This window comes from Streptomyces sp. AF1A (genome assembly GCF_047340315.1).
In the GTDB taxonomy this organism is placed as follows: domain Bacteria; phylum Actinomycetota; class Actinomycetes; order Streptomycetales; family Streptomycetaceae; genus Streptomyces.
In genome coordinates this window covers 1-13,102 of sequence record NZ_JBLEBI010000191.1, presented here as the reverse complement: position 1 = coordinate 13,102, position 13,102 = coordinate 1, and the positions used below count along the sequence as shown (strand labels likewise).

The 13,102-nt window shown below is 72.5% G+C and carries 14 protein-coding genes; 6 read left to right on the top strand and 8 right to left on the bottom strand.

All coding sequences use genetic code 11. The features are described 5' to 3' along the window. Positions 1 to 1,584 (bottom strand): M48 family metalloprotease (locus tag ACLU3S_RS31615; protein ID WP_413955403.1); only part of this gene is annotated, 1,584 nt, incomplete at its 3' end. 157 nt (positions 1,585 to 1,741) lie between these two features. Beyond that, positions 1,742 to 2,860: a hypothetical protein gene (locus ACLU3S_RS31610; RefSeq protein WP_413955402.1), complete on the bottom strand. Its 1,119-nt coding sequence runs from the start codon at positions 2,858 to 2,860 to the stop codon at positions 1,742 to 1,744. 162 nt (positions 2,861 to 3,022) lie between these two features. On the opposite strand from ACLU3S_RS31610, the gene ACLU3S_RS31605 reads away from it, so the two are divergent. After that, complete coding sequence (locus ACLU3S_RS31605) at positions 3,023 to 4,177, top strand: cystathionine gamma-synthase (protein WP_413955401.1); 1,155 nt, start codon at positions 3,023 to 3,025, stop codon at positions 4,175 to 4,177. 10 nt (positions 4,178 to 4,187) lie between these two features. On the opposite strand, the gene ACLU3S_RS31600 is transcribed toward ACLU3S_RS31605, so the two are convergent. From ACLU3S_RS31600 to ACLU3S_RS31590, 3 genes are all read right to left on the bottom strand, one after another. Beyond that, positions 4,188 to 4,436: a hypothetical protein gene (locus ACLU3S_RS31600; RefSeq protein WP_413955400.1), complete on the bottom strand. Its 249-nt coding sequence runs from the start codon at positions 4,434 to 4,436 to the stop codon at positions 4,188 to 4,190. After that, positions 4,433 to 4,966 (bottom strand): sigma factor-like helix-turn-helix DNA-binding protein, encoded by a 534-nt coding sequence (locus ACLU3S_RS31595; protein ID WP_413955399.1) that lies wholly within the window; start codon positions 4,964 to 4,966, stop codon positions 4,433 to 4,435. Before ACLU3S_RS31595 ends, ACLU3S_RS31600 begins: the two co-directional genes overlap by 4 nt. A gap of 131 nt (positions 4,967 to 5,097) precedes the next feature. Next, positions 5,098 to 5,601 carry a MarR family winged helix-turn-helix transcriptional regulator gene (locus tag ACLU3S_RS31590; protein ID WP_413955404.1) on the bottom strand — a complete coding sequence of 168 codons (504 nt, stop codon included), beginning with the start codon at positions 5,599 to 5,601 and terminating at the stop codon, positions 5,098 to 5,100. A 162-nt stretch (positions 5,602 to 5,763) separates the two neighbouring features. Here ACLU3S_RS31590 and ilvA point away from each other — a divergent pair, with 162 nt between their 5' ends. From ilvA to ACLU3S_RS31575, 3 genes are all read left to right on the top strand, one after another. Next, positions 5,764 to 6,993, top strand: a complete 1,230-nt coding sequence (ilvA, locus tag ACLU3S_RS31585) for a threonine ammonia-lyase (RefSeq protein ID WP_413955398.1) — start codon at positions 5,764 to 5,766, stop codon at positions 6,991 to 6,993. Positions 6,994 to 7,161: 168 nt separating this feature from the next. Beyond that, positions 7,162 to 8,145 (top strand): ATP-binding cassette domain-containing protein, encoded by a 984-nt coding sequence (locus tag ACLU3S_RS31580; RefSeq protein ID WP_413955397.1) that lies wholly within the window; start codon positions 7,162 to 7,164, stop codon positions 8,143 to 8,145. Then, positions 8,142 to 8,999: an ABC transporter permease gene (locus tag ACLU3S_RS31575; RefSeq protein ID WP_413955396.1), complete on the top strand. Its 858-nt coding sequence runs from the start codon at positions 8,142 to 8,144 to the stop codon at positions 8,997 to 8,999. The genes ACLU3S_RS31580 and ACLU3S_RS31575 overlap by 4 nt, the downstream gene beginning before the upstream one ends. Positions 9,000 to 9,080: 81 nt before the next feature. Here the strand turns inward: ACLU3S_RS31575 and greA are convergent, their stop codons facing one another. Together greA and ACLU3S_RS31565 are read right to left on the bottom strand one after the other, a co-directional pair. Beyond that, the gene (gene greA / locus ACLU3S_RS31570; RefSeq protein ID WP_413955395.1) at positions 9,081 to 9,578 is read right to left on the bottom strand and encodes a transcription elongation factor GreA; all 498 of its coding nucleotides are present in this window, start codon (positions 9,576 to 9,578) and stop codon (positions 9,081 to 9,083) included. Between the two features lie 188 nt (positions 9,579 to 9,766). Then, entirely contained in the window at positions 9,767 to 10,165 is a 399-nt protein-coding gene (locus tag ACLU3S_RS31565) for a DUF4307 domain-containing protein (protein WP_413955394.1), read from the bottom strand. A 104-nt stretch (positions 10,166 to 10,269) separates the two neighbouring features. On the opposite strand from ACLU3S_RS31565, the gene mca reads away from it, so the two are divergent. Both mca and ACLU3S_RS31555 read left to right on the top strand, forming a co-directional pair. Next, complete coding sequence (gene mca, locus ACLU3S_RS31560; protein WP_413955393.1) at positions 10,270 to 11,151, top strand: mycothiol conjugate amidase Mca; 882 nt, start codon at positions 10,270 to 10,272, stop codon at positions 11,149 to 11,151. Beyond that, positions 11,144 to 11,401, top strand: a complete 258-nt coding sequence (locus tag ACLU3S_RS31555; RefSeq protein WP_413955392.1) for a hypothetical protein — start codon at positions 11,144 to 11,146, stop codon at positions 11,399 to 11,401. Before mca ends, ACLU3S_RS31555 begins: the two co-directional genes overlap by 8 nt. 9 nt (positions 11,402 to 11,410) lie before the next feature. Here the strand turns inward: ACLU3S_RS31555 and ACLU3S_RS31550 are convergent. Then, on the bottom strand, positions 11,411 to 13,102 hold a 1,692-nt coding region (locus ACLU3S_RS31550; RefSeq protein ID WP_413955391.1), incomplete at its 5' end, for a tetratricopeptide repeat protein.

Below are 13,102 nucleotides of genomic sequence, written 5' to 3'. Positions count from 1 at the left end.
CCCGGGGTCGGCGAGCGCCGCGTCCACCGCCGCGTCCAGGGCCGCCTCCGGGCCGTCGCCCTGGTCGGAGTCCGAGCCCCGGCCGGGCAGCCGCACGGCGGCCGGGCGCGACCAGGAGAACTCCCAGCGCAGCTGCGAACGCGCGCTGAACTCGGCCAGCACCATGGTCCGCAGCGACCGGCGCAGCACGGGCCGCGCGAACTCGCGGAACGCCCGGCCCCGCGCGGCGGACGCCTCCGCCGACAGGGGCAGGTGCTCCGCCAGCTGCCACAGGCCGCCGTCGTCGATGACCTTCAGCAGCGCGGGCAGCGTCCCGGGCTGCCCGGTGCGGGCGGCCAGCGCCTGGTGCAGCGGGGTCTGCGCGGCGGACAGGCCCGTGGCCATCGAGGCGTCCAGCAGCTCCTCCCAGCCGTCGGCGCGCCGGAACGCGAGCACCTCGTCGGTCAGGACGGCGTCCTCCAGCGCGGCGAGGGTGCGTCCCGGGTCGGTGAGCAGGGCGAGCGCCGCGCCCCTGGCTTCCTCGGCGCGCCCGTCGGCGGGCAGCGCCTCGATCCGCCGCACGCGCTCGGCGATCGGCGGGTGGGAGTCGTACGGCGAGGCCGGCTCCTCCGGCAGTTCCGACCGCAGCTTCACGAGTTCCTGTTCACGGGCCGTCAGCAGCTTGCCGAAGCCGCCGAAGAACTCGCCGCGCGGCGGCAGCAGCCCGGCCTGCAGACCGAGCGTGGCGTAGGAGTCGAGGTAGAAGCCGTGGGAGGCGGACAGGACCGGGATCTCGCGCAGCGCCGACGCGGTCGCGTCGCGCCCGGCGATCCGGGCGGCGGCCAGGTCGGCGGCGAACTCCTGGCCGCGCGCGGTGGCGAGCGAGGCGCGCAGGTAGAGCTTGCCGTACAGGGTGTAGACCGCCGCCATCATCCGGTACGTCGCCCCGGCGCCGGAGGCGTCGACCTGCTTGGCCTTCCTGCCCTTGGCGACCCGCTTGGCCGCGGCCTGCTCCTGCCGGGCCCGCTCGGCCGCCGCCTTGCCGTCCGCCTTGGCGTGGAACTGCTCGACGACCCGGCCGATCTGCACCCGGCCGCGCACGACGAGCGCCGACAGCCGGGTGTCGCCACCGGTGAAGTGCCCGTACTCGTGGGCGAGTACGGCCCGCAGCTGCGCCTCGGTGAGGCCGCTCAGCAGCGGCATCCCGAGGTAGAGGCGGCGCGGGCCGGGCAGCAGGCCGAGCAGCCGCGTGTCCTCGCTGACGGCCGCGTTGACCTCGCCGGTGAGCAGGATCCGGTCCGGGGCGCGGGTGCCGGCCGCCGCCGCGGCGTCCCGCACCAGCGCCCACAGCCGCGGCTCCTCGGCGTCCGTGACCGCGACTCCCGGCTGCTCCTCGCCCTTCGGGGTGCGCAGCATGAACATGCCGCGCACCACGGGAATCGCCAGCAATACCGTTATGAAGCCGAGCTTGGCGACGACCGGGCCGTGGCCCCACCGGAACGCCACGACGTCGAGAGCGATCAGCGCGGCCAGCAGGACCAGACTGAGCAGATAGAAGCCGAGCAGCAGCACGAGCGCGTACAGCGCGCGCAGAGTTGCGCCCATCGGGCTGATCCCCCCACAGGACCTCGGAAAACAGGACATGGCGCGGCGCGGGACCGGCGTCCGCCGGCGCGCGCCGTGCGATGTGGGGGGATGCCGGAGTATGCCGTACCGCAGGTCAGGACGGCAATGCGGATATGGCGGGCGGGCCCCGGGCCGGTCAGCCGGGCAGGGTCGCGGGGCTGCCGCCGTTGGCCTCGTAACCGGCCACCGCCAGCGCGCGGTACAGGGCGAACTCGGCGGCCGGGTCGGCGGACAGGATCCAGGGCAGCGCGCCGACGTGGCCGTCGACGTGCACCAGTTGCTCCATGGCCTCCGCCCAGCGCTCGGCCCGCACCAGGAAGAAGATCAGCAGATGGCGGACGTGCGCGAGCATCGGGTCGTCGGGGCGGGCGGCGTGCACCGCATGCAGCGCGCCGTGCATGGCCTTGGTGACGACCTCGCTCCGGTAGAAGCTCGCCACCAGGTTCACCTCGGGGAGGTGCTCGAAGACCGCGAACAGCGGCAGCGCGGCGAGCAGCGAGCCCTGCGGGGCGCGGGCCGCGGCGGCCTCGGCGAAGGAGTACGCCTGCGCGCGCGAGCCGTGCCACTTCTCGCACCAGTAGTGCAGCGCGGCCAGATGCGCGCCCATGTGGTGCGGGGCGCGGTCGAGGATCTTCAGCCACAGCTGCTCGAACTCGGCCCGCGGGTAGGCCAGTCCGCGGGCGACGGACAGCTCGATGATGTACGGCACCGGGTCGCCGGGGGACAGCAGGGCCGCCTGACCGCAGGCCTCCCGGGCCTCCTCCATGATGATCCGGAAGTCGTCCGTGCCGGGCGTCGACGTGCGCCACGCCTGCTGCACGAGGAACTCCGCGTGCACGGCGGCCGCGCCCGCGTCCTTGGGCTGCTCGGCCCGCCACACCCTCAGCCACTGTCCGCCGGGCGTCTGGTGTATCCCGCCGGGCTGCTGCTGCAGTTCCAGCGCGGCCGCGCCCGCGAAGGCCTGCACCCGCTGCCAGCGCGCCTCGCCCTCGATCCCGGTACCGGCCAGCAGCTGGGCCGCCGCCCGGTAGTCCCGGGTGCGCTGCACCAGGTCCAGGACGTCCAGCAGGTCCTGGTCGGCGCCGGGCAGGCGCACGTCCAGCTCCTCCTGGCGCAGGAAGCCGTAGTCCGCCGGGTCGGCGGCGTCCGGGTGACCCGGGGAGACCAGCTCGATCGCCCCGCGCCTGCGCCGCACGAGCGGGATCAGCACGAAGCTCAGCATGAGCAGCGCCATCAGCAGCCAGAGAATCGCCATGCCTCAAGCGAACCAGACGCCGCCGACAGTTGGCCAACCCCGCCCCCGGCCTGTGGAAAACTCCGGCTCCCGCGCCCGGCGGACCGGCGCCCCGCGGGCCCGGTGGGCCCGGCGGGCCCGGTGGGCGCCAGGATCCGGCCGGGCGCACTACGCTCGGTGCACATGAGCGACAGGCACATCAGTCAGCACTTCGAGACCCTCGCGATCCACGCGGGCAACACCGCGGATCCCCTCACCGGCGCGGTCGTCCCGCCGATCTACCAGGTCTCGACCTACAAGCAGGACGGCGTCGGCGGGCTGCGCGGCGGCTACGAGTACAGCCGCAGCGCCAACCCGACCCGCACCGCCCTCGAGGAGAACCTCGCCGCGCTGGAGGGCGGCCGCCGCGGCCTCGCCTTCGCGTCCGGCCTCGCGGCCGAGGACACCCTGCTGCGCACGCTCCTCACCCCCGGCGACCACGTCGTCATCCCGAACGACGCCTACGGCGGCACCTTCCGCCTCTTCGCCAAGGTCGCCACCCGCTGGGGCGTGGAGTGGTCCGTCGCCGACACCAGCGACCCGGCCGCCGTGCGGGCCGCGATCACCCCGAAGACCAAGGCCGTCTGGGTGGAGACCCCCTCCAACCCGCTGCTCGGCATCACCGACATCGCCGCCGTCGCCTCGGTCGCCCACGACGCGGGCGCGCGGCTCGTCGTCGACAACACGTTCGCCACGCCCTACCTCCAGCAGCCGCTGTCGCTCGGTGCGGACGTCGTCGTGCACTCCCTGACCAAGTACATGGGCGGCCACTCCGACGTGGTCGGAGGCGCGCTGATCGTCTCCGACCAGGCTCTCGGCGAGGAGCTGGCCTACCACCAGAACGCGATGGGCGCCGTCGCCGGCCCCTTCGACTCCTGGCTGGTGCTGCGCGGCACCAAGACGCTCGCGGTGCGCATGGACCGGCACAGCGAGAACGCCACGAAGATCGCCGACATGCTGACCCGGCACGCGCGCGTGACGAGCGTGCTGTACCCGGGCCTGCCCGAGCACCCCGGGCACGAGGTCGCCGCCAAGCAGATGAGGGCGTTCGGCGGCATGGTGTCCTTCCGGGTCGAGGGCGGCGAGCAGGCCGCCGTCGAGGTGTGCAACCGCGCCAAGGTCTTCACCCTCGGCGAGTCCCTCGGCGGGGTCGAGTCCCTCATCGAGCACCCCGGCCGGATGACGCACGCCTCCGCGGCCGGCTCCGCGCTGGAGGTACCCGCCGACCTGGTGCGCCTGTCGGTGGGCATCGAGAACGTCGACGACCTGCTGGAGGACCTGCAGCAGGCCCTCGGCTAGCCGCCCGGCGTCACCAGCCGGTGACGGGTGGAGTCGTCTGCGAGGGCGGCTCCGCCCACGGATGCACCTGGGCGGCCCACACGCTGAAGGCGACGGCCGCCGCGCACGCCAGCAGCCACAGCATCCGGCGCACGAACTGCCTGCGCCGCAGCACGCGCTCGCCGCGCCGCACTGCCTCCGCGTGCAGTTCCGGCGGCACCGGAACCGGCCGCTCCTCCATGACCCGCCGGACCGCGGCCTCGCGTTCGGCCCGGTTCACCGCTCTCTCCCCGCACGCCCCGCGAGGCTCCATGACGGCGCCACCTTCGCGCCCGCCGCGCGCGGGCCGACCTGGGCCGGGTGCAGCACCGTGGCCGTCGCGCGGTCGCAGATGGCGTGGACGCGGTCCACGGGCAGGCCGAGCAGCGCGGCCGTCTGCTCCTCGGCGACGCCCTCGTACAGCCGCAGCACCAGGATCAGCCGCTCCTGCGGGCCGAGCGCGGCCAGCGGGCTGCGCGGGGCGGGTCGGGCGCGCCCGAAGAGGCCGTACCGGTGCCAGACGGCGCGCGCGAAGCGGGTGGCGAGGTACTGGCGAGCGCAGTCGTACGGGTCCTCGCCGCGCAGCCGGTCCCAGCGGGCGTAGGTGTGGCCGAGCGCCAGGGTCAGCAGGCGCCGCGCGCGCGGGTTGGCGTCCGCCGGCTCCGCGGTGAGCAGCGTGGCGGCATGCAGCAGACGCCCGGCCGCGCCCGCGACGAACGTTTCGAACTCCCGGGCCCGGCGGGCTCCATGGGACACCTGCCGATCACGCACCACGCCTCCCCCATGAGGGGTCCCGTCCGGTATCGGACAGATGAACCGTGTACGACACAGGACCCGGTCTCATATGAGGCCAGCGAGGGCCCCGGGTCAAGACGTGGGACCGCTCCTGTGCGCCGTTCGGCTCAGGTCGCGGGCGGCTGCTCCGCGGCGGGCACGCCCTGCACGGTCCGCGCGGACAGCGCGTGGTTGAAGCGCGTCAGGAGCGCGCAGAACTGCTCGCGTTCCTCCGGGGCCCAGTCGTGCGTCAGCTCGGCCATGAGCTGACGCCGGGACATGCGCACCTCCTCCAGGCGGGCGGACCCGCGGGGGGACAGCTGCAACACCACGGCGCGGCCGTCCTCCGGGTGCGAGGTGCGCTTGACGAGACCGGTGTCGACCAGGGGAGCCACCTGCCGGGTGACCGTGGAGGAGTCGATCCCCATGCCCGCGGCCAGCGCCTTGACGCCCATCGGGCCTTCCTTGTCGAGGCGGTTGAGCAGCAGGTAGGCGGCGCGGTCCATGGAGTTGCGCACCTGCCCCACACCGCCGAGCCGCGTCTGTTCGGCACGGCGGGCGAACACCGCCACCTCGTGCTGGAGGGTGTCGAGAAGACCGGTGTCACCGACGGTCGTCATGTCCATCGACATTTCAGGTGTTGTGGGCATGGCCGGAGGCTCGCTTCATGAAGGGCTGCTGGGTTGGGGGACAGGGTACGCGGCCCGGCGCCGGGCCGTACCGGCGCTGCGCAAACCGGTCTCGGAGCTTGGTCACACCCGCCGTGTGCGAGGGGGAACTGCGATGCTGGAGTCATGAGCTACGGCACGGCTGACTCCTTGCGCTCCGTCACCCTCGACGATGTGCGCGGGGCCCAGAAGATGCTCTCGGGCGTGGCGCGGGTGACCGCCATGGAAGGCAGCCGGCACCTGTCCCAGCTGGTCGGCGCGCCGGTGCAGCTGAAGTGCGAGAACCTGCAGCGGACCGGCTCGTTCAAGCTGCGCGGCGCCTATGTGCGGATCGCCGGGCTGCTGCCGGAGGAGCGGGCCGCGGGCGTCGTCGCCGCGAGCGCCGGCAACCACGCGCAGGGCGTGGCCCTCGCCTCCTCGCTGCTGGGCGTGCACGCCACCGTGTTCATGCCGAGGGGCGCGCCGCTGCCGAAGATCAGCGCGACCCGGGAGTACGGCGCCGAGGTACGGCTGCACGGGCAGGTGGTCGACGAGTCGCTGGCCGCCGCCCAGGAGTACGCGGCCGTGACGGGCGCGGTGCTCATCCACCCCTTCGACCATCCCGACGTCATCGCGGGGCAGGGCACGGTCGGCCTGGAGATCCTGGAGCAGTGCCCGGAGGTGCGCACGATCGTCGTCGGGATGGGCGGCGGCGGGCTGGCCGCCGGGATCGCGGTGGCGGTGAAGGCGATCCGGCCGGACGTCAGGATCGTCGGTGTGCAGGCGGAGGGCGCGGCGGCCTACCCGCCCGCGCTGGCGGCGGGGCACCCGGTGGCCCTGCGGAACCCGGCGACGATGGCGGACGGCATCAAGGTGGGCCGCCCGGGCGAGGTGCCGTTCGCGATCGTCCGGGACCTGGTCGACGAGGTGCGCACGGTCAGCGAGGACCAGCTGTCGGCCGCGCTGCTGCTGTGCCTGGAGCGGGCCAAGCTGGTCGTGGAGCCGGCCGGGGCGAGCCCGGTCGCGGCGCTGCTGGCGGAGCCGGGCGTCGTCGAGGGCCCGGTCGTCGCGGTGCTCTCCGGCGGCAACGTCGACCCGGTGCTGCTGCAGCGCGTGCTGCGGCACGGCATGGCAGCGCAGGGCCGCTACCTGGCCGTTCGCCTCCGGCTGACCGATCGTCCGGGCGCCCTCGCCACGCTTCTCGGGGTGTTGTCGGTGGTCGACGCTAATGTCCTCGACGTGAGCCACGTACGGACCGATCCGCGGCTCGGGCTCACGGAGGCGGAGGTGGAGCTGCACCTCGAGACGAAGGGCCCGGTGCACTGTGCCGAGGTCGGCCAGGCGCTGCGGGACGCGGGCTACACGGTCATCGACTGAGGCCGCGCCCCACGGCCGCCGGCCGGGGCCGGGCACCGGACCGGGCAGGTCCAGACCGGGGGATCACTCGTTCGAGTAATCCCGGGGGCAAGCCCATTGAGCGACGCGATACATCGCGTTATGGTGTGTCGCGCATCCCGACCCATCCCCGACGACGTGGAGACAGACATGCCAGGCGCCATCTATGCCGAAGGCCTGGTGAAGACCTTCGGCGATGTACGGGCACTGGACGGCGTAGACCTCGACGTGCCCGAGGGCACGGTCCTCGGCCTGCTGGGGCCGAACGGCGCCGGCAAGACGACGGCCGTCCGCTGCCTGACCACCCTGCTGCGTCCCGACAGCGGCACCGCGGTCGTCGCCGGCGTGGACGTGCTCAAGCACCCGGACGCGGTCCGCCGCTCGATAGGCCTCTCCGGCCAGTTCGCGGCGGTCGACGAGTACCTGACCGGCCGGGAGAACCTGCAGATGGTCGGGCAGCTCTACCAGATGAGGGCCAAGGCGGCCAAGCAGCGCGCGTCCGAACTGCTGGAGCAGTTCCACCTCGCGGACGCCGCCGACCGCCCCGCCAAGACCTACTCCGGGGGCATGCGCCGCCGCCTCGACCTCGCCGCGGCCCTCGTGGTCTCGCCCCCGGTGATGTTCATGGACGAGCCGACCACCGGCCTCGACCCGCGCAACCGCCAGCAGCTGTGGGACGTCATCAAGCAGCTGGTCAGCGGCGGCACGACGTTGCTGCTCACCACCCAGTACCTGGAGGAGGCCGACCACCTCGCCCACGACATCGCGGTGGTCGACCACGGCCGGGTCATCGCCAAGGGCACCTCCGACCAGCTCAAGGCCCGCACCGGCGGTGAGCGCGTGGAGGTCGTGGTGCACGACCGCGAGCACATCGCCGCCGCCTCCGAGGTCCTCGCCGGCTTCGGCAAGGGCGAGACCACGGTCGAGGAACACACCCGCAGGCTCACGGTCCCGGTCACCGGCGGCGCCAAGCTGCTCGCCGAGATCATCCGGGAGCTGGACACGCGCGGGATCGAGATGGACGACATCGGGCTGCGCCGCCCCACGCTCGACGACGTCTTCCTCTCCCTGACCGGACACGTGGCCGAAGCGGCCGACCAGGACCAAGACAACGGCAAGGAGGCCGTGAAGTGAGCTCCGTCACCGAGGCCGTGCGCATCGCGCCACCCGGCAACCCCCTCACCCGGTCCGTCCGGGATTCACTGATCGTCGCCAAGCGCAATCTGATCCGGATGTCCCGTATCCCGGAGATGGTCATCTTCGGGCTCATCCAGCCCATCATGTTCGTGGTGCTGTTCACCTACGTCTTCGGCGGCTCCATGAAGATCGACGGCAGCACCAGCGCCGAGGGCTACAAGAACTTCCTGATGGCCGGCATCTTCGCGCAGACCGTCACCTTCGCCACCGCGAGCTCCGGCGCCGGCATAGCCGACGACATGCACAAGGGCCTGATCGACCGCTTCCGCTCGCTGCCCATGGCGCGCGGCGCGGTGCTGACCGGCCGCACCCTCGCCGACATGGTCCAGACGGCGCTCACCCTGCTGGTCCTCGCCGTCGTCGCCCTGCTCGTGGGCTGGCGGGTCGGGACCTACCGGGACACCAACGCCGGCAAGGTCCTCGCCGCCTTCGCTCTGCTGCTCCTGCTCGGATACGCGTTCACCTGGATCGGCGCCCTGATCGGCCTGTCGGTGCGCACCCCCGAGGCGGCGACCTCCGGCGGTCTGATCTGGCTCTTCCCGGTGACGTTCCTGTCGAACGCCTTCGTGGACATCAGCAACATGACCCCCTGGCTGCGCCACATAGCGGAGTGGAACCCGTTCAGCGCGACCGTCCAGGCGGCCCGCGTCCTGATGGGCAGCCCCGGCCAGTCCACCGCGCCCGCCTGGCCGATGCAGCACTCGGTCGCGGCCTCGCTGATCTACTCCGTCCTGATCATCGCCGTGTTCCGGACGCTGGCGGTGCGCAAGTACCGCTCGGCCACGGCATGACGCCGCCCCGGGCATGACGAAGCCCCCGGCGTCCGGTGGATCGCGGCGGACGCCGGGGGCTCGAGTCAGCAGGGAGGCCGGTCAGCCGGAGTACGGCTCGGCCTTCAGGATCTTCACCGACGCCTTCTTGCCGTTCGGCAGCTCGTACTCGGCGTCCTCGCCGACCTTGTGGCCGGTGACGCCCGCGCCGAGCGGGGACTGCGGCGAGTAGGTCTCGATGTCGGCGCTCGCGTACTCGCGGGACGCGAGCAGGAACGTCAGCGTGTCGTCCTCGTCGCCGTCGAAGGCGATCGTGACGACCATGCCCGGCGCGACGGCACCGTCCGCGGCCGGCGGCTCGCCGACCTTGGCGTTCTCCAGGAGCTGGGTCAGCTGGCGCACGCGCAGTTCCTGCTTGCCCTGCTCCTCCTTGGCCGCGTGGTACCCGCCGTTCTCACGCAGGTCGCCCTCCTCGCGCGCGGCCGCGATCTTGGCGGCGATCTCCGTGCGCGCAGGACCAGTAAGGTACTCAAGCTCGTCCTTGAGCTTGTTGTACGCCTCCTGGGTCAGCCAGGTGACGTTCTCGCTGGTCTGGGTCACAGGGTGCTCCTCGTCGGTACTGGGAATACAAAGCATCGCCCTACCCAGAAGAATGTTCCCTCTTGGATGGGCGAAACCACGAGCCTAACAATTCGCAGGCAGAAGGGGGAGGACATAACCCATCAGAATCACATCACCGCAGGTCGGAGCCCTGGTATTCCGAGTGACGGTGGAGTGTTCGGGCCGCGTCAGCCGGAGTGGCAGCCGAGCAGCTCGGCCGTGGTGCCCTTGGCCGTCGTACGCAGCGTGACGACCTTGTCGATCCGCGTGGCCGGGCCGCTGAAGCGGAAGTCCGCGCGGCCCACCTCCGAGCCGTCCGCCGCCTGCGAGCGCAGGGTGCAGTAGCCGCTGGTCCCCGCGTCCTTGTGGACCTCCAGATGCACTTGGACCGCGCTGTCCGAGGCCTGGAAGGTGATCACCTGCGCGCTGATCCTGGTCTCGACGACGTAGTGGTAGCCGAAGTAGCCGACCAGGGCGAGCAGCATCGCGCCGAGCACCGCCGCGGCGATCCTGAGCCTGCGGTCGGCGCGCTCGTCCGAGGAGCGGCCGTAGCGGCCCTCGGGGAGCCGCGTGCTCGCCGTACTCATGATCGTCCTCTCCGCGGAATTATTCGCCACCGGATTGGGTCACTATAGAAGCCGCCGACCGCGCCCTGAGCCACGGGGGGCGCCGACCTACCGAGGATTGAGTCTTGACTGATCAGTTGCGACTGATGGCCGTTCACGCGCACCCCGACGACGAGTCGAGCAAGGGCGCTGCCACCATGGCGAAGTACGTGTCCGAGGGGGTGGACGTGCTGGTGGTGACCTGCACCGGCGGAGAGCGCGGGTCCATCCTCAATCCGAAGCTCCAGGGCGACACCTACATCGAGGAGCACATCCACGATGTGCGCAAGAAGGAGATGGACGAGGCCCGCGAGATCCTCGGCGTCAAGCAGGACTGGCTCGGCTTCGTCGACTCCGGTCTGCCCGAGGGCGACCCGCTGCCGCCGCTGCCCGGGGGCTGCTTCGCCCTGGAGGACGTCGACAAGGCGGCCGGCGAGCTGGTGCGCCGGATCCGCTTCTTCCGCCCGCAGGTGATCACCACCTACGACGAGAACGGCGGCTACCCGCACCCCGACCACATCATGACCCACAAGATCTCGATGGTGGCCTTCGAGGGCGCGGCGGACACCGAGAAGTACCCCGAGGGGGAGTACGGGCCCGCCTACCAGCCGCTGAAGCTCTACTACAACCAGGGCTTCAACCGTCCCCGCACCGAGGCCCTGCACAAGGCCATGCTCGCCCGGGGCCTGGAGTCGCCGTACGGGGAGTGGCTCAAGCGCTGGGCGGAGATGGAGCGCACCGAGCGCACGCTGACCACGCACATCCCGTGCGCGGACTTCTTCGAGATCCGCGACAAGGCGCTGATCGCGCACGCCACGCAGATCGACCCGGACGGCGGCTGGTTCCGGGTACCGATGGACCTGCAGAAGGAGGTCTGGCCCACGGAGGAGTACGAGCTGGCGAAGTCGCTCGTCGATACCTCCCTCCCCGAGGACGACCTCTTCGCGGGCATCCGGGACAATGCCTGACATGAGCGCAAGCGTGAGCCTCGCAGTGACGACCCTCGTCCCCCTCGCCAAGGAGGTGGACCAGAACAAGGTCACCCCCGGCGTCCTCGGCTTCATCGTGTTCGCGGTGCTGGCCCTGGCGGTGTGGGGCCTGATGAAGTCGATGAACAAGCACATGCAGAAGGTCGACTTCAAGGAGGCCCCGGACACCGGGGCGGAGCCGGCCGGGGCCGCCGGGAACGCGGCCGACTCCCCGGCGCAGCGGGGCTGACCCGGGGCGTCAGCGCGTCGCCGGCACCGTCACTCCCATCACCTCCCGGGCGTGGCGGTCCGGAGTCATGCGCAGACGCCAGGCCTGCCACCCTGCCTCCAGGCTGACACCCCGCTCCAGCAGCAGGGCGTACGCGGACAGGCCGTCGGTGAGCTTCTCGTCCCGCAGCGGGTGCCCGGCACGGGCCAGCTCGGCCAGTTCCTCCTGCGCCACCGCCGTGCCCACCTCCACCCCGCCCGGCGCCGCGTACGGCAGCAGGGTGCAGCGCAGGAAGCGCGCCCAGTCCTCGCCGCGCCGGTCGCCGTAGGAGGCGAACAGGCCCAGCGCCTCGTCGCACAGCTCCAGCGCCTGCTGGGTGCGCGCGTTGCCCGCGTCGACCACCGCGAGCTCCAGGCAGGTCCAGGCCTCGCCGTGGGCGACCCCAATCCGCTGGAAGTCGGCGCGGGCGTCCACGAGCAGCTGGCGGGCGAAGCCCGAGTTGCGCAGGGATCCCGTCTGCGCGGCCCGCTGGTCCCGGGTGACGCGGGCCGAGTGGTGCCGGGCGCAGGCGAGGCCGTAGACGTCCCGGATCCGGGAGAACATCGTGCGGGACCGCTCCAGCTCGCGGACCGCCCGGTCCAGCTCGCCGGTCTCCTCCAGCGCCTGCCCCAGGTAGTACAGCGTCCACGCCTCGCCGCGCGCGTCCTCGTTCTCCCGGTGCCGGGCCGCGGCCTGCCGCAGGGACCCGACGGCGGACGAGGTGTCGCCGTCCACCAGCCGGGCCCGGGCCAGCTGGGTCAGCGCCCACGCCTCCCCGCGCGCGTCGTGCGTACGGCCGTACCGCTCCAGGGCGGCCCGCAGCTCGCTCTCCGCGCGCGGCACGTCGTCCAGCCGCAGCGCCAGCTGGCCGAGCTGGAAGTGGGCCCAGGCCTCGCCGTGCACCGAGCCGCCCTCGCGGTGCAGGACCAGGGAGCGGGTGAGCAGGTCCAGCGCCTGTGCCGGCAGGCCCCGGTCGCGCTGCACGGCCGCCAGCGCGTGCATCGTCCAGGCCCGGTCGGTCGCCAGATCCGGGGCGGCCTGCAGGTCCAGCGCCTCCTGCAGCCGGGCGGCGGCCTCGGTGAGGTTGCCCTGGTGGTGCAGGGTGATTCCGAGGGAGCACAGGGCACGGGCCGCCCCCGCGTCGTGGTGGGCCTCCCGGTACAGGCCCACCACCGAGGTCAGCGTGGTGCGCGCCTTGTCCAGCTCGCCCAGCTGCCGCGCCGCGATCCCGGTACGCCACTGCACCGACCGCACCAGCAGCCCCTCGTCCACGGCCTGCGTCAGCTCGCTGATCTCACCGAGCCGGTACAGATCGCCGCGCAGCAGGCAGTAGTCGCACAGCGCGCCCAGCAGATGCAGCACGGCCGCCTGGTTCACGCCCTCGGACTGGCGCAGGGCCGCCGTGATGAAGCTGGACTCGTCGTCCAGCCAGCGCAGCGCCTCGTCCAGCGAGGGAAAGCCGTGCGAGTCGAACCGGTCCGAGCGCGTCGAGGTGTTGCCGTCGACCAGGCGCAGCACCGAGTCGGCCAGCTCGGCGTAGTTCACGATCAGCCGTTCCTGCGCCGCCGTGCGCTCGGCCGGGTCCTCCTCGTCCAGCAGCCGGGCCTGGGCGAAGGCGCGCACCAGGTCGTGCAGCCGGTAGCGGCTGCCGCGCACGTGGTCGATCAGCCCGGCGCGGGCGAG